Below are 18,536 nucleotides of genomic sequence, written 5' to 3'. Positions count from 1 at the left end.
TTAGGACAGGTGAACACAGCGGTTCAGGCGGACTGGTCGATGCGGCGCAGGGTGGGTTTGTCGAGTTTGCCGACGGGGTTCTTCGGCAGGGTGTCGGTGATGATGATGTCCACCGGCCGCTTGTATTTCGCCAGTTGTGTGCCCACGTGTTCGGCGATCGCCGCGGTGGTCAGCTCGGCCCCGGGATGGGCGGAGACGTACAGGACCGGGACCTCGCCGTACTTGTCGTCGGGACGGCCGATCACCGCGGCCTCGGCGACCCCGGGCACACCGTAGACAACGGTCTCGATCTCCTTGGGATAGATGTTCTCGCCGCCCCGGATGATCATGTCCTTGGCCCGGTCCACCAGGAACAGGTAGGCGTCCTCGTCGAGGTAGCCCACGTCGCCGGTGCGGAGCCACCCGTCGACGAGGGTCTTCTCGTTCTCCTCGGGCCGGTTCAGGTAGCCGCGCATGACGTTCTCGCCGCGCAGCAGCACCTCCCCGGGCTCACCCGTCGGGCATTCCCGGCCGTCACGGTCGACGATCTTGATCTCCACCCCGGGCAGCGCGGGTCCGACCGAGCCGACCTTGCGGACCCCGTCGAGCGGGTTACAGGTGGCGCTGCAGGTGCATTCGGACAGGCCGTAGCCCTCGATCAGCGGTATGCCGTAACGCTTTTCGAAGCCTTCGAGGAGTTCGACGCTGGCCGGGGCCGCGCCGCACACGGCGAAGCGGACCTTCGAGGTGTCCGGCTTGACCTCCGGCGGCAGCCCCAGCAGCATCGTGTAGATGGTCGGGACGGCCGAAAAGTACGTGGCACCACTGGATTCGAGACGATCGAAGAAGGTGCGCGGATCGAAGCGGCCGGCGATGGTCACGCAGCCCTCGTAGGCGAGCGGGCCGAGCACGCTCACGATGATCGCGTTCACATGGAACAGCGGCAGGATGAGCAGGCTGTGATCGGACTCGGACATGTCCGAGCTCGACGCGTTCGTCGACACCATGCTGACCAGATTGGCGTGTGCGAGGACCACGCCCTTGGGGCGGCCGGTGGTCCCCGAGGTGTAGATCAGCAGAGCCACATCCGTGGGTTCGGCCTCCGGTTCGCCGCCATCGGGCTCGGCCGCGGTGAGGCTGTCGGCCTCCAGCACGGGAACGCTCGTCCCCGCACCGTCGGAACTGACGAGCACCTTGGCGCCGGCATCGGAGATCTGATACTCGACCTCGGCCGTGGTCAGGCTCGGGTTGATCGGGGTGGCCGCGGCTCCCAGGCGCCAGGCCGCGAACATCGCCACCACCAGCACCGCCGTGTTCGGGAGCTTGATGGCGACGACGTCACCCCGACCCACCCCGGCGGCACGCAGCGTCGCCGCCGCACGGCGGACGGCGTCGGCGAACGCGGTGTTGTCCAGGTCGAGGGTGTCGTCGGCGACGGCCGGCGCGTGGGGTGCTGCGACGGCGCGTTGATCGGGCAGGGATGCGTAGGTCACCTGGGCTCCTTGGTCAGAAACGGGTTCGGCAATCGACAAGCGTAAGCACATGTGAGGTGAATCACATTGTCTCGCGGCGACAAAGACCCGCCCCCCTTTTCGTCCCGGGAAGACGAGAACCGCGAACACCGTTGCGGCGAAGATCTAGGCTGTGGACGTGGACCATGCCGACCGGGCTGCGGTGAAAGATTCAGTGCTGACCGCCGCTGCCGCAATGGATCCCGCGGCAACGGCCGCCGAGGTGACGGCGCGGATCGTAGCCGAATTGCCGGAATTGGCCGGGAGCCGGGACCCCGGGCCTTTGTCGGCGAGCGTGCGCGCCAACATCGACAGCGTCCTGCACGCCCTGGACGAGGATGTGCCGCCGACGGACACCGGGCTTCCGCACGCCGCACTCGAATACACCCGGTGGCTGGCTCAGCGCGGCCTGCCGGTCACCGCCCTGGTCCGGGCGTACCGGCTCGGGCAGGCGGTGATGCTGCCCGCGATACTGACCCACCTGCGCACCATGTCGTCGAGCGACGAACTGAAACTCCTGGCGCATGAATGGGTGACCCTGTGGTCACTGAAGCAGGTCGACGCGGTCACCGAGCGGGTCATCGACGCGTACGAGGTGGAACGGGACCTGTGGATTCAGGGCCGGTCGGGTGCCCGGACCGTCCGCGTCCGCGAACTCCTCGCCGACGATGACGATGTCGATCAGGATGCCGCGGGCGTGGAGATCGGCTACCGACTGCGTGGGGTTCACCTGGCGCTGACGGCGTGGTATCCCGAGGAGGTCATCGCCGATGCCACCAATCTGCCGGCGGCCCTGATCCGCGCTTTCGCCTCCATCGTCGACAGCCCGCTCCTCGTCGCGGCCGACCACCACGCCGCCTGGGGCTGGCTGCCGGTCACCGACTACGCGATCGTGCCCCGCATCCGGGAAGCCGCCGTGCACCTGGCCGAACAGCAGGATGGTCCCCGATTCACTTTCGGCACAGTGCAATCCGGACTTTCCGGATTCCGCCGGTCGCATCGGGAGGCGATGGCGCTGCGCCGGGTCGCCGGCACCCGCGCCGTGCTGCACGCCGCCGATCCAGGGGTGATGCTGACCGCGCTGGTGCGCAACGACGAGCACGCCGCGCGGAGCTGGGCCGAGACGATCCTCGGCCCGCTGGCATCGGACACCGAACCCGACGCCCGGATGCGGGCCACACTGCAGGTGTTCCTGCGGACCGGCGGCAGCTACAAGGCCACCGCCGAAGAGCTGCTGCTACACCCCAATTCGGTCAAATACCGGGTCCACCGGGCCATCGAACGCCGGGGCCGGGAGATCAGCGAGGACCGGCTGGACGTCGAGGTGGCGTTGCGCGTTCTCGAGAACGCCGACCGCTGAGCCCGATACCCTCGTCAGGGTGGCACACTCGCTGGAACTGCTCGTCGACGACGCGCTCGACGGCATCATCCGCGCCCAGTGGCGGACGCTCGCCGAGGCCGGGCTGCCCAGTCGTGCGAACGTGGCCGCACCGACCAACCGGCCGCATGTGACCCTGGTTGCCGCCCCGTCGATTTCATCCTCAGTTGACGCCGCGCTGGTTCCGCTCGCGATGCGGCTGCCGGTACCTGTCCGCCTCGGCGGTCTCGTCGTGTTCGGCGGGCACAACCGGTTCGTACTGGCGCGCCTGGTCGTCGCGTCGTCGGAGTTGCTGTCGATCCACGCGGCGACGCTGCGGCTGGCCGCCGTCGACGACCCGTTCGCACACGGGCTGCCGGGCGAGTGGACACCGCACATCACCCTGGCACGCAGAATGACCGCCGAACAGGTGGGCACCGCGCTCGCCCTGCTGCCGTCCGCGGAGCCGCACGGCTCGGCATCGGCGATCCGCAGGTGGGACGGCGATGCGCACACTGAACACGTCTTGCCCGGCCGAGATTGCTGAAGTGCCCATTCGTCCTCCGATCAGGGACTTTCGCGATACTAATGAAGCAGGAAAGCCAGGCAAAGTCACGCAGTTGCCCGCCGACGGCGCAATGGAGACAGGGGAAAGACAGTGAATACACGTGTAGGTTCGGTGCTGGCCGCCTCGGTCCTGACGCTCGGAGGCCTCGTGGTCGCCGCGCCTACGGCCGATGCGGCAGTGCCCACCAATCTGACCGGCACCTGGTCGGGCAACCTCGACTGGGGCAACGCGGGTACCCCGCCCACCACGCTGAACATCTCCCGGTCGAAGCCACTTCGCGGTTCGATCAACGTCCCCGGCAAGTGCGCCGGGACATGGCGGGAGATCTCGCGTAGTCGTAACACCATCCTGGTGCAGTTCACCCGGACATCGGGCACCGGATGCGACTCACGCAACAAGTGGCGGGTGTCGTTCCCCTCGAAGAACAGGCTGCACGGCGCCGGAGTGGAGAATCGCAGCCAGTCTGTCGACCTCACCCGCGCAGGCAGTTGCTCTACCAGCCTCTGCTCACTGTCCTGACGCACCGCACCGGCGCGAAGTCGCCTGAGCGACGATAAATCGGGTGGCTTTAGCGCGAGTGGCATGCTAAACTTCATTTAGTGATTTTGAAGAGCTAAAGGAGGTCGATATGAGCGACATCGACAAGCGCGGTGAACGGTCGCCGCGAGAAGGCGCCGACGATCTGTGGCGCGAGTTCAACAACACCGCGCGAGACGGCGCCCAGGCGCCGGCCGCGGTGGTCCGCATCGCCGAGGACTGCCAGGAACTGAAGCGATTCGTCGGCGAGGCGCTGGAGGAGAAGTTCGGCGAGATGCCGGTCCTCGATGACGACGGCGACTTCGTGCTGTCGCACATGGGTCAGGCAGTGTGGGTGCGCGCGCATCCGAACAGCCCCGCGATCAGCATCTCGGCGCGGGTCGCACATGGCGTGTACTCGCGGCGTGCGAGTGAGGTGGAGATCGGAATCCTCAACCGCCGCGGCTACTTCGTCAAGTGGTCACTGCGCGAGCGGGACATCTGGCAGGAAATCGACATGGTCGCGATACCGTTCGTGCCGAACCACCTCAGCAATCTGATCGACGTGTTCTTCGGCGCGATGTCGGCCAACCGCGACGACCTCGCCTACCGCACCGGTGCGAAAGTCGGCTGAACACAAACTAATCGGAATCCAGGTGCCACTAGGTGACACCTGGATTCCGATTAGTTGATCAATCCCCGGAGGGTCAGGCAGGCATCTCGTAGGCGCCATCGAACGAGACGACCATGTCCCAGACGAGGCCGAAACGCTCATCGTCGACGTGCGGGGCGCGGACCGCGCCGAGCGCCCACTGCTGCTGCGCCTCGGTGGCGGCGGTCGAACCGTGCAGGGTGACCGCGTACGCGGAGAAATCACGCACCGAGGTCACGAAGATCTGGTCGACCAGAGCCGGATCGAGATCCAGGATCTTGGCCTGCTCCAGGACGAGCTGACCGTAGACGACCAGCGAGAACAGGTGGCCGATGGTGAGCAGGAAGTCGAGATCCTTCTGCTGGTCGGCGGACGGCCCGGCGGTGGTGAGCAGCTGCTTGAGCGCCTTGGCCTGCTCGTAGAACACCGCGACGTTCGGCAGGTGGGTGTACTCCTCGTACGGCTTGGTCCAGTCGGCGAACCGGATCTTCCCGGTACCACCGACCGGGCCCTGCTCCCAGAAGAACCCGTCGTCGACGGCGTCGGTGCGAGTGCCGATCTCCGGGTACTCGGTGGGACTGAAGAAGTAGTTGGGCATGAACTTGAGGATCTGGGACACGTTGACGTGCACCGTTCCCTCCAGCCGCGGCAGCCAGCCGATGTAGTGGTTGGCCTGATGGAAGTACGTCGACTTCTCGTAACCCTTGGCGGCGATGACGTCGAGCAGCAGCGTCATCACCTTCTCGCCCTCGGAGGTGACCTTGGACTTGGTCATCGGGTTGAACAGCAGGTAGCGACGGTCGTCGAGGCTCGCGCTGCGGAAGTAGTCGATGGCGCGGTTGCTGAACAGCTTCATCGCGGCGATGCGGGCGAAGGCCTCCACAAAGTTGCCCTGCACGTGCGAGAAGTCGGTGACCGGGTGGCCATACAGAATCCTGTTGTGCGCGTGGGTGATCGCCTCGTAGAACGAATGCTCCACCATGCCCACCGAGCCGCTGCACAGGTTGAACTTGCCGATGTTGACGGTGTTGAGCGCGGCGGCGAAGGCCTGCGGGCCGGTGTGCAGGATATCGGCGTCGGTGACCGCGTAGTTCTCCAGCGAGAACGTGCTCACGTACATCTGGCCGTGGGTGACGTTGTCGATGAGGTGGTAGTCGGGGCGCCGGCTGTCGGCCACGAAGAACACATAGCCCTCGGGGCCGTCGACGTCGGTGCGGCGGCCGAACACCGACACCATGCCGGCCACGTTGCCGTTGCCGATGTAGTACTTGGTGCCGTTCGCGGTGAACCCACCGTCGGAATTGGGAGTGAGCAGCATGTCGGTGCTGTACACGTCGGCGCCGTGCGCGCGCTCGGACAGCCCGAACGCCATCACGCCGCCGTCGGCGAGCTGGGCGGCGGCCTTGCGCTTGGCCTCCTCGTTGTCGCTCATCCAGATCGGCCCGAGGCCCAGGATGGTGACCTGCTCGGCGTACCAGTAGGCCAGGCCGTAGAAGCCGAAGATCTCGCTGAGTGCGGCGTTGCGGGAAGTGTCCCAGCGCCGGTTCTCGTCGCCGTCCGCGTAATCTGCCCTGGTCAGGAACGTGGAGAAGAGCTTCTCCCGTTTGACGAAGTCCAGGTAGTCGGTGACCCACTCGGCGTCGTGGTCGCGGCGCAGCAGTTCCGTTTTGCCGACGCCCTCGAAGTAGTCGATGGTCGCGCGCAGCAGGCGGGCGGTCTCGGCGTCGAACTGGGACGGATCGTAGGTGCGAGGGTTGAGGAACAGGTCGTTCACAGACTTGGCGATCTCCGGCATGGGAGCCAACCTAGCAGCGCCGCTCTGTGTCCGTTCCCGCGACGCGAACTTCGTCCCGCTTATCGGATGGTGCGATATCCGATAAGCGGGACGAAGTTGTCGACGCGGGAGCGGTCAGTCGTCGGCCGGGGTGTCGGGGGCGCCGACGGCGAGGACGACCTTGGTACCGTAGGGCACCTCCTGGACCATCCGGAGCTGGGCGAGCGCGGGGTGCGCGTCGAGCAGCCGGCCGGCGTTCGCCATGCTGCGCAGAGCGGCGGTCTCGGCGCGGGCGGCCTCCAGCTTCGCCTGACCGCGGACCTTGGCCGTGATGAGTTCCATGGCTGCGGTACGGATCTCGTGCGGCAGCACGACGTCGCGGACCGCGACCGAACGCACCTCGATGCCGACCCGCTCACCGGCGGTGGCAGCGGCCGTCATCAGCGTGCCGACGTCGAGAACGTCTGTGCGGCCGATGAGTTCGTCGGCGGTGACCGACGCGCAGGCGGTGCGCAGCGCGATCTGCGTCGCCAGGTAGACGACGGCGACCGGCTCGCCGGACCGCTCGGTGTTCAGCACGGCATCGGCCACGGCGAGCGTGATCGACAGCGAGACCCGCACCGGCACCCCGTCGGAGGTCAGGATCTCTTGCAGCGCAACCGGAACGATCCGCTCGCGGGTGTCGACGGTGGTGTAGGCGGCCCGGCGGCGCTCGCGGTAGACGCCTGGCGACAGGACGCGGGCGAGCTTTCCGTCGCGGTACTCAAGGACGGTCTCACCGGGGTTGACCACCCGGCGGGTGTTGATCAGGGACATGGCGATTCCTCCTTTTCGTGCGCGACGTCCGGTTCGGTTCAGTTGTGTCGATGAAGTCCTGGGGCACCGCCCGCGGGCAGAGTGCGGCGGTGGGGTGACCGGCGAAGAATCCGGGCACCGCAGGACCGCCGCGCCCCGGGGTCCCGGGGGCGGTGCGTTTCAGGGAGAGAGGAGTCGAACCTCGGGCGTGTCAGGCCGTTACCAGTGGCGGCTGTGCGGCGAGTAACGCGCGGAACCCGGTTGCGGTAACCCGGCCGGACCGCTTCACGCCGTACATCCGAGGGAGAACTCTCCCACCGACCACGGTGTTGCACAACTGAATTAATTCGCCGACGTCGGCGGGTGCGGAGGTCAGCGGAGCTTGGCGCCGTACACGTGGCCGACGCGCAGCACCATCAGCACGCGCCGGTCATCGACCATCACCTGCCGGTACTCGGCCCAGTCGGGGTGTTCGCCGGCGCCGCGCCTGTAGTAGTCGACGAGGGCGTCGGCTTCCGGACCGTCGGGGTCGGTGCCGGGGCCGATCAACTCGACGGCGCCTTCCGCTGTCGCCCAGGTGTAGCCGTCGGGGCCGGTGAACTCGATCGCGGCGCGGGGGTCGCGGCGCAGGTTCTTGGTTTTGGCGCGGTCGTCGGTCATGGAGACGTAGATGATGTCGGCGTCGCGGTCGTAGACCGCGGTCACCGGCGACAGTTGTGGCAGGCCACTGGATTTGAGGGTAGCCAGGATGCCGATCTTGGTTGCGGCGATCAGGTCACGGGGGTCGAAGATGTTCTCAGCCATACCGGAACAACCACCGTGTCGCCGCTCACATTCCACGCCGCGTCACCGTGACCTCGTCCAGGTGCCCAGCGGCCGGGTCAGCAGGCCCGCCGGGGACACCGTCAGCCGGGACCGGGTGAGCTGGACGCTGATCTCGAAGATCTGGCGGCCCGACAGCGTCGTGCGGACGAACCCGGCGAGTTCCGGCGACCGATCCGGTTGCGCGGACCGGACGTCGAGGGCGCCCGCGAGAGTGCGCGGGTTGTTGTCCAGACCCGGTCCGCGGGGAATGAGACGCAGGCCGTCGGTGGTGTGCATCGTCACCCGGTACGTCGTGCCGGACGGTCCGGTGAGGGTGACCGTGTGCGAGGTCTGCGCCCAGTCGAAGTCGTCGGTGCGGGCCCGCCAGCCACCGGGCAGGCGACCGGCAAAGGTGATGCCGGTGGGTGCCACCAGCGTCGACCTCGATTGGTCGACAGCGGGATTCGCGTCGGTCAGGATCGGGTCGGCAAGCGCTCCGCCGGTGTCGGTGAACCTCCAGGACGTCTCCGACAATCCCTTGTGCCAGAAGCCGGTTCGTCCGTTCTTGCGTCCCTCGACGCGGAGTTCGCGGTCCTCCATCCGGGGGCCGGAGACACTGATCGAGATGCGCGAGGTCACCTCGCCGGGAATCTTGGGGACGTGCTGCCACTCCTGGGCGGGCAGCGAGATCGCGGCGAACGCCGGGTTGAAACGTTCCTGCAATTGGTCCGGGGCCGAAGGCTTGTCGCGGCGCTGGAGCTGCCACGTGTACCGGCCCGGGATCTCGTTGGAACCGGCGAGGTCGAGATCGTATTTGCGCGTGTACATGTCGCCGTACTTGTTCATCACGAACGTGACCGATCCCGACGATGACACCGACTCCGAGACGAAGCGTCCGCCGAGCGGGCCGCCGATCTCGTAGCTGTGGTCGGCGGGCAACCACGGATCCTGGTACACGATGCGGGTGCCGCCGCCGGTGAGGCTGATCAACTGCACCAGGCCGGCCGTCGTCGGATGGGTGAAGCCGCGGGCGTCGACGAAGCTCGTGGACATGCGGTGGCTGATCGCCCACTTGTGCCGGGCCCGCCCCTGGCCGGGGACCTGCACCCCGGGCCAGAACCAGATGGGCGAACCGAACAGCCGTGTCCAGTTCCACAGCAGCGGACCCGACAGCACGTTGTCCATCGAGTAGATCCAGCCGTTGCGGTCGAGCGCGACGAGCATGTTGCTGTCGACCGAGATCGCGACGACGCGACGGTCGAGGCAGCCGGGGGTGGTCACCTTGCGCCAGCTGTCGCCCGAGTCACGGGGGCGGGTGTAGATGGAGCCGGACCGCAGCGCGAACTCGGCGTAGCTGTTGAAACCCTGGTTCGAGTCACGGTAGTCGACGCGGGTGGGCAGGCCCTGCACGTGTCTCGCGGCCGGCAGGTCCCTGAACTCCGAGAGTCCCTTGATGCTGGGCAGCGGCAGGAACAGCCCCGGCAGCGGCAGCACCACCTGAAAGGTACTGAGCAGCGGGACGCACGAGAGCGGCTGGGACGTGGGCGCCGACGATCCGGGTGCGGCGTGTGCCGGAACACCCGCACCGGCGATCGCGACGGCCATGGCCGACGCCAGCCCGGCCAGCGACCTGGTCATGCTCCGCTTCATCGCACACCCTCCACCAAACTGAAACACGTTCCAGTGGATGCTAGCGGGGCAGGCCACCATGGGCGGCGGGTATCGACCCGGTTCCGGGCGCACGACCTGCGGGCGAGGCGACCAAAGCTCCTACCCCGGACTCGCAAATGTCTGTTATGCGTATTTTGATCGAGATCCGGTATGCTGAACCAGATCCATGAGGGGAGTATCCCGGTCGCGACGTTTTCGTCAGTACGGTTTCCTGCTCCGGCGACGCCGATCGTCGCCAGGAGAGGTTGTCCCGGAAGCGTCGGTCGCCCACCGTCACCGGTGAGCGGCGGGAGAGACCTCTGGCTTGCCACTCGCACGGCTCACTATGCCGTGACCGCCTGCTGGAGGAGATCAGCCCATGGGAGTGTCCCCGCTCGTCTGGGGAATCACGATCGCCGTGATTCTCGGACTGTTCATTTTCGACTTCTTCGCCCATGTCCGGGTGCCGCACGCGCCGACCCTGAAGGAATCCGGGTTCTGGTCGGCGGTCTACATCACCATCGCCCTGCTGTTCGGCGGGTTCGTGTGGTGGAAATACGGCGGCACCTACGGCGGTGAGTATTACGCCGGCTTCGTCACCGAGAAAGCACTCTCGGTGGACAACCTGTTCGTGTTCGTCATCATCATGTCGAAGTTCGCCGTTCCCAAGGAGTATCAGCAGAAAGTGCTGCTGCTGGGCATCGTAATGGCGCTGGTCCTGCGTGGTCTGTTCATCGCCGTCGGCGCCGCCGCGATCAACGCCTACAGCTGGGTGTTCTACCTGTTCGGCGCATTCCTGATCGTCACCGCCATCAAACTGCTCCGCGAATCCGACGACCCCGTCGAGCATGAGGAAGACCGCGAATCACGCCTCGAACGGTTCGTGAAAAAGCACCTGCGCACCCACGACGAGTACGACGGCGACAAGCTGTTCACCCGTGTCGGTGGCAAACGCCTGGCCACCCCGATGCTGATGGTGCTGATCGTCATCGGCTTCACCGACGTGCTCTTCGCCCTCGACTCCATCCCCGCGATCTACGGCCTCACCCAGGAGGCCTACCTGGTGTTCACCGCCAACGCGTTCGCGCTGATGGGTCTGCGGCAGCTGTACTTCCTACTCGGCGGCCTCCTCGACCGCCTCGTCTACCTGTCGTACGGGCTGTCGTTCATCCTCGTCTTCATCGGCGTGAAGCTGGTACTGCACGCCCTGCACGAGAACACCCTGCCGTTCATCAACGGCGGCGAACACGTGTCGGTGCCGGAGGTGAGCACCCCGCTGTCGCTGAGCATCATCGTCGGCACCCTCGTGATCACGACGATCGCGAGCCTCATCAGCTCCAAGCGCGCCGACACCCACGGGGTGAGGTCGCCTGAACTGGAGAAGTGACACGGACGGCGTGACCGGACCCTGTCAGAACGGCCCGTAGACCTGGGTCCATTCGTTGATGCGCACGGCGGCGATCGCGTCGTGCGTGTGGAAGGGATCGTCGGCCAGAAACGCCTGGACGGCGTCGAGGCTCTCGGCGCGGATCAGGATGAGGGCGCCGGTGCCGTCCGGATACGGGCCGCACGTCAGCACCGTGCCCGCCTCGTGTGCCTCGCCGAGCCACTTGCGGTGCAGCGGCCTGTGCTCGTCGCGGACGGCGGCCTTGTCGGGGGCGTAGTCGTAGTGGACGGCGAAGATCGTCATGCTTTCTCCTGTGTCTGCCCGAGCCTGGGTGGCCCGCTCGATCTATGAGCCTAGTCCGGCACCCGCGCCAGACCCCGTTCGGCGTAGGCCGACTGCAGCCGCGCGAACACGTCCCGATCGATCGGAGATGCCTGCCCGGCGAGGGCGGCTTCGAGACGATCCAGGCCGTAGTGGGCGCCCACGATATCACCGCGTTCGACCGCCAGATCCGGATCAGGCACGAAATAGGTTGCCATCAGGCGTGTTCCGGCGCCCTCAGGTAGTTCCTCGAGTTCGTACCGCAGCCACGATCCGGGACCTGTGTGGGAGTGTTCGAGCAGCCTCGGCGGCTCGAGCCGCAAGATGGTGAATGACAACGTCTGCATACCGTCGTTGTCATCGTCGCCATCATCGTCGGGCCAGGGAAACGAGATCGACCCTCCCACACGTAGATCGACTGTCACCTCGGTGGCGAACGGTGGCCACCACTCGGCCAAGCGTGCGGGCTCGGTGATCGCCGACCAGACGTCGCCGATCGGAAAACGAAGGAGCCGCTCGTATCGGATCAGTCCGCCGTCGGGCGTGCGTTCGATCGTGCCGAATCGGCTTGGGGCCGGTTGCGTATTCATGATGTGGGTCCTCACTTGTCCTTCGGTGCGGCGGATTGTTCGAGGTGACGTTCGAGCGAATCGAGACGGTTGGACCATTCGAGCCGGTAGGGTTCCAGCCATACGTCGAGTTCGCGGAGCGGTTCCGGGCGAAGGCGATACAGCCGGCGGTTCGCATCCTTGCGAACCTCGACCAGCCCGGCATCGCGGAGCACTTTCAGATGTCTGGATACACCCGGTTGGTGCATGCCGACGATCTCCACCAACTCGCCCACTGAACGCTCCCCGTCCCGAATCGCGTCGAGGATGCGCCGGCGGGTGGGATCGATGATTGCTTCCAGTACATCCGTCGTCGTCACCCGTCCATATATACTCCCTTTCATATATATGCACAATAGTATTCTTGCTGGCCATACCGGACGCCGTGGCCGATACTCGATACCGACTCCGACTGAATCGGGCATTCTGTGTCGATGAGTGAGTACGACGTGATCGTGGTCGGCGCCGGGATCGCGGGGCTGACGGCAGCGCGGCTGCTGCACGGCGCGGGGTGGCGTGTCGTCGTCTTGGAGGCGCGGGACCGGATCGGCGGGCGGGTGGTCACCGAACGTGCCGGCGGCCGGGTCACCGATCTGGGCGCGTCCTGGGTCCACGGCATCGACGACGCGCCGCTCTACGATGCCGTGCGCGGATTCGGTATGCGCACCGTCGAATTCAGCGTCGGGAGCTATCAGCCGTACAGCCGGCCGACCGCGTACTACGACCCGGAGGGGCGGCGGCTGTCCGACGCGGAGGTGACCGCGTTCGTCGACGACCTGGCTCGTGTCGACGAGATGCTCACAGACGCCATCGCGTCATCGGTGTCGGGTACCAGCTACGGGCAGGCCGCCGACACCGTGCTGGCGTCCCTTGATCGGCCCGTCGAGCGGGTCGAGCGGGTACGGGAGTTTCTGCGGCACCGGACCGAGGAACAGTACGGGGTATGGATCGATGATCTCGACGCGCACGGGCTCGACGACGACGAGACCATCGGTGACGAGGTGGTGTTCCCCGACGGATACGACGTGCTGGCCGCACGACTGGCGGCCGGTCTCGACATCCGGCTCGAACATGTGGTCACGGGTGTCACGTCGGATACCTCGAGAGTGACCATCACGGTGGGCGACAAGGAGTTTCGCGCTTCGACGGCGGTGGTGACCGTTCCGGTCGGGGTGCTGCGATCCGGGACCATCACGTTCACTCCCCCGCTGCCCGAACCCGTCGCCGGCGCGCTGAATCGGTTGGCGATGAACAACTTCGAGAAGATCTTCCTGCGCTTCCCGCGGAAGTTCTGGGACGACGGCGTGTACGCGATCCGCAGGCAGGGCGAGGCGGGCGTGTGGTGGCATTCGTTCTACGACCTGACCCGGCTGCACGGCGAGCCGACGCTGCTGACCTTCGCGGCCGGACCGTGCGCACAGGCCATCCGAGCCTGGTCCGACGACGAGGTCGCCACGTCGGTGATGGCATCGCTGCGTGAGATCTACAGCGATGCAATCGATCCCGAGTCGATAGTCGTCACGCACTGGCACGACGATCCGTTTTCCCGTGGTTCGTACGCCTACATGCTGCCCGGCTCCACCACCGCCGACCACGACGACCTGGCCACCCCGATCGGCGGCGTGCTGCAGCTGGCGGGCGAGGCCACCTGGACCGACGACCCGGCCACCGTCACCGCGGCCCTGCTGTCGGGCCACCGCGCCGCGGCGAACATCGCCGGCGACATCGACATCACCACCCTGTGGTCCCGCTGACACCTCACGGGTTCCCGCGTCGCAAAGCTCTTCCCGCCTATCGGGTATCGCGAAATCCGATAAGCGGGAACGGTTTTTGATCACCGGGAGCAGCATTGGGCCCAAGGTCACCGGTCCGGGGATTCGTGGATTCGGGTGCTGGGTCCGGGGTAGAGTGACCAGCGCCAGTCGAGTTCGAAGTAGGTGGGGAAATGACGGATCGAACCATGGGCCCGGTGGACACCATCTGGCTCAACATGGACACGCCCGAGAATCTGATGGTGATCGACTCCCTGATGGTGCTCGACGGCCCCGCCGACTGGGACCGGGTCTCCGAACTGTTCCAGAAGCGCCTCGTCGAGGCCTATCCGTCGTTCCGGCAGCGGGTCAAGCGCCCGCGCGCCGGGATCGGCTCACCGCACTGGAATCACGACCCCAACTTCCTGCTGAGCAAACACCTGATCCGGCACACCCTCCCCGACGGCGAGGACTCGACGCTGCAGCGCTACATCGAGGAGCAGATGCAGATCCCGCTGCGACAGACGCGACCGCTGTGGCAGGCGCATCTGATCGACGGCTATCACAAGGGTTCGGTCATCTACAGCCGCATCCACCACTGCATCGCCGACGGCATCGCCCTCAACGAGGTGATGCTCTCGCTCACCGAGGCCACCCCCGACGGCGATCTGCCGGCCGAACCGGCCGCCGGCGAGACCCCGGTCGACGCACAGCCCTCGCTCGTCGCCCAGGTCCAGGACGCCGCCGACCACGGGCTCGAGATCCTGACCTCGGCGGCCCGGACCGTCGCGTCGGTGCCGTCGAAGTTCGGCCCGACGGCCGCGATCCGTGCCATCGACCAGCTCACCGGCGCGCTGCGGCAGGTGGCCCGCACCGGCGACGTCGCCGACAAACTCCTGCTCGCCGAGGGGGCGCCGCAGGGGCCGCTCACCGGCACGCCCGGACGATCCAAGCGGGCGGTGTGGTGCCAACCGTTCGCTCTCGCCGACATCAAACTGCTCGGCCGTAAGACCGGAACCACCGTCAACGACGTACTGATGTGCGCGATGGCCGGGGCGCTCGGCGGCTACCTCGAAGAACACGGCGCCGACCGCGGTGACCTGCCGACGATGGTGCCGGTCAACGTCCGCACCCCCGGGCAGGCCCCGCCCGCCGAACTCGGCAACGAGTTCGCGCTGGTCGTCGTCGAATATCCGACCCGACTGCGCGAACCGATCGAGCGGCTGATGGAAACCCACCGCCGGATGGACGCGATCAAGAACTCACCCGAGGCGTTCATCGTGTTCAGCGGTATCCGCGTCATCGGGCTGACCGTGAAAGAACTCGAAAAGGTGCTGGTCGGGTTCTTCTCAAGCAAGGCCACCGGCGTCACCACCAACGTGCCCGGACCGCGCGAGGCCCGCTACCTCGGTGGCAGCCGCATCGACGGCATGCTGGCCTGGGCGCCCACCGCCGGCGACCAGACCATCGCCGCCTGCATCTACACCTACAACGGCCAGGTGTGGGTCGGCTTCAAGGCCGACGCCGACCAGGTCGCCGAACCGGAGAAGCTGGTCTCCGCATTCGACGCCGAGGTCAAGGAACTGGTGCGGCTCGCGCACGCCGTCTGACCCCACGCGGCGTGGACCACGTGCCTGGTTCAAGCGATCTCCGTTAAGGTTGCCGTGATGAGTTACCCGAACCTGCAGTCGTATCTGGCGGCGTTGCCGTCGCTCGTGGCAGGCGGTGCGTCACTTCACGACCTGTACACGGCACTGCGCGACGTCGAGGACCCGTCGCCCCGTGTGTTCGTCGACGGTCTCGATCCGGCCGGGCGGGGTGGCGAGGTTTCGCTGACCAACGTCGATACTTACCAACGGGATTCGTGGCGCACCGCCATCGTCGAGCTTTGCGGCGACGGCACCCTCGACCGCGCTCGGGTGCTGCGTAGTTGCCTCGAAGCACTCGACCGGGACTATTCGAGCTATCGGGCCGGCTGGTACTCGCGCACATACAAGGCACTGCAATCGAATGCCCACGAGGCCGCCCGCGACCAGGACGTCCTGTGCGCCACCCTCGGCAGCCGCATGGGTGCGAGTGTGTCGCTGGCGGTCTCGCAACTGGCGGCGGTCCAGAAGGCGAAGCTACTCGACGCCGACGCGTTCGTCGCCTCCTGTGCACCCGCGTTCACCGGAACGAAGGTCGCGGCGATGGGGGGCCTTCGACGAACGCATCCACGAGGTCATCCGGATGGCCACCGGGACAGAGCCTCGGCGGCCGCTGTTGGCCACACCCACCGACGAAGCGGGCTGGGTTGCCCCGACCGCATTGGTTCGGCGGTATCGCTCCGTCGTCGAGCTCGGTGTTGAACCGCTCCCGGCCGATCTGACCCAGGCACTGCTGCGGCTGGGCGAGGACGGCCGAGCGGAAGCGGCCGCCGATCTGCGTACCAGCGGAAAACTGTCGGTATCCGGCAAGCGCATACTGACCGCCCTGGAGTCGGGCGACACCGGTAGCACCATCACCGACTCGATCGCGGTGGAATGGCGGAGCAAGACGTGGTCGTGGGGGTCCGGCGAGAACAAGGGCACCAGCACCGCGTGGTGGCCGGCGGTTCGCGGAGCCTCCGGGTTCACGGGCCGACTCATCTCCAATCCCGGCCTGATCCGTTCCCACTCAGCCCAATTCGGCGACGAACTCCATCCGCTGCTGATCGACGAGTTGGCAATCGTGCATCCGCCGTCGACCCTGCATGTGGTGGCGTACGGTCTGCGGGCGGCCAACGACGGGATCGACCTGTCCGAGGCCCGCTACTCCGATGAGCGATACGTGACCGCGTTGCGCCGTCATCCCGGACGGTGGTTCGACGCCACCGCGCAGCTACTCGCCCTCACGCTGTCGGCAAAACGCGCCGAAGTTCGTTCCGCCGCAGCAGAACTGTTCACCGAAGCCGTCCCGCGACGCTACTCCGCCGCCGACACGGCCACCTCGATGGCCGCGTGCGTCCCGGCCTGCATCCTCACCCGATGGGCATCGTCGCTGGCCGACGCCGCATCGATCTCGACCGCCGGATCAGTGGCTGTAGTCGATGTACTGAGCGCCCTTCTGCCGCAAGTCGATCGCAGCACCCGAGGAATCGGCAAACTACTCGAAGTCCTCCTCAACGAATCGCTGCGCCTCGGCCGCGTTGCCGACGACGCCGTTCTGCGAGAATGGCTTACCGGCTTCAAGGGTTCCTCGCTGGCTGCGCGGCACGCCAAACAGCTACTCGCCGACTAGACCTGCCGGCGACACGGTCACAGAGTTCACGACAAGCATCACAGGTTCGACGCTGCGCTGCTGTCGTCGTGGTTCATGAATCACCCTGAGACACAATGTGAGCGGACAGGATGTGTTTGCATGGCCCACGGGTTCCGCGGTGTTTGGCATGCCAGGGGCACGTGCAGGTGGCGTCGGTGATCGATCCGGATGGTCGCACCGTGTAGTCGACGCCACCCGAGGAGACGGTGACGCGTCCGTCGGCGGCCGGGGTGACGGCACCGGCGTCGACGAGTTTGTGGGCGTCGACCAGCCGCGGGTGGAGTGTCGCGAGCGCATCGGGATTCACCGGCAGCGGACGGTGGAAGTAGTGGCCGGTCGTGACGTCGAAGCCGACCTGCCCAGACGACGCCAGGACCGCGAGCGCACCCTCAACCCGTTTGGCCGGCAGACCCGATGCGGTGGCCAGCCGGACGAGGTCGATGCGCGGGTCGAAGGCGAGGAACGCCGAGATCAGGTCGGCGTCCTCGGCGACGTCTCCGCCTGCGAGGAGTGGGAGCACCGCGCCCTCTCCGGAGAAGCCGCGCGACTTCTCCGGTGAGAGTGCCACGGTGATGCGACCGCCGGGAACCTCCAACACCCAGGCACTCGCCATGGGTGACGACGACCGATCAGATTCTGGCCCATATGCTTTCAGACCGGTGGCATGCCGCAGCAGCGGTTCGAGGGCGCGGAGCCGTTCGGGTCCGGCAACGCAGACGGCTCCGGCGGTGGGCCGGGTGCCCAGCCGTAAGCCTCGCACTGCCGGTGCGGCCCACATGACCGAGCGCGTCGGCGAGTTCTTCGGCAATGCCTGCACGAAGCGGACCGCATCGATCTTGTCGAGGCTGTACCGCAATATCATTCCGACGCTGAGCACCTGGGTTTCGGCAAAACCCTTGAGCCACCGCTTCGGCAGCGTCACCTTCTCCTCGACCACCGATGCATCGAACGTGGTGACCGTCAGCGATTCGCTGCCGACGTCCAGACGTAGCGGCTCCCCCGGACGCAGTGAGGCAAGTGCCTGCCGCAGTGGAGGATTCACGTCGACGTTGGTGACGCCCGGCGCGAGATGGCGGGCGTCGAGCGCATCTGCGTCCACATCGAGTCGCGCGTACACCCCACAACAGGCGCTGAACGACTCGAACCGGACCCCCTCAGCGGTCGCAGTGACAACAGGGTCGGCTGCTCGCAGCATCGCGGCCAGAGAGTTCGGTGGGACGTAGAAGCGTGTGCGCGCCACCCGGGCAACCATCAGCAGCGCATCGGCGACAACCCATGGATACTCGACGAACGCTGTCAGGAAGTACGGGTGCGCGACATGCCCGTCCGGGGTGGCGCCGCCGCTGGTGGCCAGGCCAAGATGCGCGACGCCGTCCACCTCGTCCAGAACCGACAGCACCCCGTACGCGTAGTCGATGTCCGTGCTCACCCCGACCATCCTGCCAGGGTCGTCTGCAGTACCTCAGTCGCTACAACGCACCCCTCTTGACGCGGCATACGACCTTGACCTAATGTGCTTCCCATCACAAATTGAAACGTTTCAATTTGTGATCACCGGAGCGACGCAACCCGAGTAGCGTCACA

At 66.6% G+C, this 18,536-nt stretch carries 17 protein-coding genes and 1 pseudogene; 9 read left to right on the top strand and 9 right to left on the bottom strand.

Annotation, left to right across the window (positions count from 1 at the left end):
- Positions 1-23: 23 nt before the first annotated feature.
- Positions 24-1,472 (bottom strand): class I adenylate-forming enzyme family protein, encoded by a 1,449-nt coding sequence (locus tag GOAMR_RS05905; RefSeq protein WP_005184092.1) that lies wholly within the window; start codon positions 1,470-1,472, stop codon positions 24-26.
- Between the two features lie 157 nt (positions 1,473-1,629).
- Here GOAMR_RS05905 and GOAMR_RS05900 point away from each other — a divergent pair, with 157 nt between their 5' ends.
- The 4 genes from GOAMR_RS05900 to GOAMR_RS05885 all read left to right on the top strand — a co-directional run bounded on the left by GOAMR_RS05900 (position 1,630) and on the right by GOAMR_RS05885 (position 4,565).
- Complete coding sequence (locus tag GOAMR_RS05900; RefSeq protein WP_040514530.1) at positions 1,630-2,850, top strand: PucR family transcriptional regulator; 1,221 nt, start codon at positions 1,630-1,632, stop codon at positions 2,848-2,850.
- 19 nt (positions 2,851-2,869) lie between these two features.
- Positions 2,870-3,394, top strand: a complete 525-nt coding sequence (locus tag GOAMR_RS05895; RefSeq protein WP_005184088.1) for a 2'-5' RNA ligase family protein — start codon at positions 2,870-2,872, stop codon at positions 3,392-3,394.
- Positions 3,395-3,505: 111 nt separating this feature from the next.
- Positions 3,506-3,934 carry a hypothetical protein gene (locus GOAMR_RS05890; RefSeq protein WP_138943610.1) on the top strand — a complete coding sequence of 143 codons (429 nt, stop codon included), beginning with the start codon at positions 3,506-3,508 and terminating at the stop codon, positions 3,932-3,934.
- Positions 3,935-4,043: 109 nt separating this feature from the next.
- Complete coding sequence (locus tag GOAMR_RS05885) at positions 4,044-4,565, top strand: T3SS (YopN, CesT) and YbjN peptide-binding chaperone 1 (protein ID WP_005184083.1); 522 nt, start codon at positions 4,044-4,046, stop codon at positions 4,563-4,565.
- A gap of 73 nt (positions 4,566-4,638) precedes the next feature.
- Here the strand turns inward: GOAMR_RS05885 and GOAMR_RS05880 are convergent, their stop codons facing one another.
- The 4 genes from GOAMR_RS05880 to GOAMR_RS05865 form a co-directional block, all read right to left on the bottom strand.
- A complete protein-coding gene (locus GOAMR_RS05880) occupies positions 4,639-6,378 on the bottom strand; it encodes an acyl-CoA dehydrogenase family protein (RefSeq protein WP_005184081.1) in 1,740 nt (579 codons plus the stop codon).
- Positions 6,379-6,492: 114 nt separating this feature from the next.
- Positions 6,493-7,173 carry a slipin family protein gene (locus GOAMR_RS05875; protein ID WP_005184079.1) on the bottom strand — a complete coding sequence of 227 codons (681 nt, stop codon included), beginning with the start codon at positions 7,171-7,173 and terminating at the stop codon, positions 6,493-6,495.
- Between the two features lie 351 nt (positions 7,174-7,524).
- Positions 7,525-7,956, bottom strand: coding sequence for a PPOX class F420-dependent oxidoreductase (locus GOAMR_RS05870; RefSeq protein ID WP_005184076.1), 432 nt, complete (start codon positions 7,954-7,956; stop codon positions 7,525-7,527).
- Positions 7,957-7,998: 42 nt separating this feature from the next.
- The gene (locus tag GOAMR_RS05865) at positions 7,999-9,606 is read right to left on the bottom strand and encodes a hypothetical protein (protein ID WP_005184074.1); all 1,608 of its coding nucleotides are present in this window, start codon (positions 9,604-9,606) and stop codon (positions 7,999-8,001) included.
- 379 nt (positions 9,607-9,985) lie between these two features.
- Between GOAMR_RS05865 and GOAMR_RS05860 the strand changes: the two genes are divergently transcribed.
- Positions 9,986-10,993, top strand: coding sequence for a TerC family protein (locus tag GOAMR_RS05860; protein WP_005184070.1), 1,008 nt, complete (start codon positions 9,986-9,988; stop codon positions 10,991-10,993).
- A 24-nt stretch (positions 10,994-11,017) separates the two neighbouring features.
- Here GOAMR_RS05860 and GOAMR_RS05855 read toward each other — a convergent pair whose 3' ends face one another.
- The 3 genes from GOAMR_RS05855 to GOAMR_RS05845 are packed head-to-tail and all read right to left on the bottom strand — an operon-like array spanning position 11,018 to position 12,266.
- Positions 11,018-11,296: a YciI family protein gene (locus tag GOAMR_RS05855; protein ID WP_005184066.1), complete on the bottom strand. Its 279-nt coding sequence runs from the start codon at positions 11,294-11,296 to the stop codon at positions 11,018-11,020.
- Between the two features lie 50 nt (positions 11,297-11,346).
- Positions 11,347-11,904, bottom strand: a complete 558-nt coding sequence (locus tag GOAMR_RS05850) for an SRPBCC family protein (RefSeq protein WP_005184063.1) — start codon at positions 11,902-11,904, stop codon at positions 11,347-11,349.
- Between the two features lie 11 nt (positions 11,905-11,915).
- Positions 11,916-12,266: an ArsR/SmtB family transcription factor gene (locus tag GOAMR_RS05845; RefSeq protein WP_050942599.1), complete on the bottom strand. Its 351-nt coding sequence runs from the start codon at positions 12,264-12,266 to the stop codon at positions 11,916-11,918.
- Between the two features lie 90 nt (positions 12,267-12,356).
- Between GOAMR_RS05845 and GOAMR_RS05840 the strand changes: the two genes are divergently transcribed.
- The 4 genes and pseudogenes from GOAMR_RS05840 (at position 12,357) to GOAMR_RS05825 (ending at position 16,931) form a co-directional block, all read left to right on the top strand.
- Positions 12,357-13,676 (top strand): flavin monoamine oxidase family protein, encoded by a 1,320-nt coding sequence (locus GOAMR_RS05840; protein ID WP_040514481.1) that lies wholly within the window; start codon positions 12,357-12,359, stop codon positions 13,674-13,676.
- Positions 13,677-13,867: 191 nt separating this feature from the next.
- Complete coding sequence (locus GOAMR_RS05835; protein ID WP_244427278.1) at positions 13,868-15,283, top strand: wax ester/triacylglycerol synthase family O-acyltransferase; 1,416 nt, start codon at positions 13,868-13,870, stop codon at positions 15,281-15,283.
- Between the two features lie 57 nt (positions 15,284-15,340).
- Positions 15,341-15,844 (top strand): annotated as a pseudogene (locus GOAMR_RS05830) (DUF6493 family protein); the annotation flags it as partial.
- Positions 15,744-16,931, top strand: a complete 1,188-nt coding sequence (locus tag GOAMR_RS05825; RefSeq protein WP_506256267.1) for a DUF7824 domain-containing protein — start codon at positions 15,744-15,746, stop codon at positions 16,929-16,931. The pseudogene GOAMR_RS05830 and the gene GOAMR_RS05825, both read left to right, overlap by 101 nt.
- A 73-nt stretch (positions 16,932-17,004) precedes the next feature.
- Here the strand turns inward: GOAMR_RS05825 and GOAMR_RS05820 are convergent, their stop codons facing one another.
- A complete protein-coding gene (locus GOAMR_RS05820; protein WP_005184036.1) occupies positions 17,005-18,390 on the bottom strand; it encodes an SWIM zinc finger family protein in 1,386 nt (461 codons plus the stop codon).
- Positions 18,391-18,536: the final 146 nt, after the last annotated feature.

Origin of the sequence: Gordonia amarae NBRC 15530 (genome assembly GCF_000241345.1) — a bacterium.
GTDB lineage: Bacteria > Actinomycetota > Actinomycetes > Mycobacteriales > Mycobacteriaceae > Gordonia > Gordonia amarae.
This window is presented reverse-complemented; position numbering and strand designations above follow the sequence as displayed.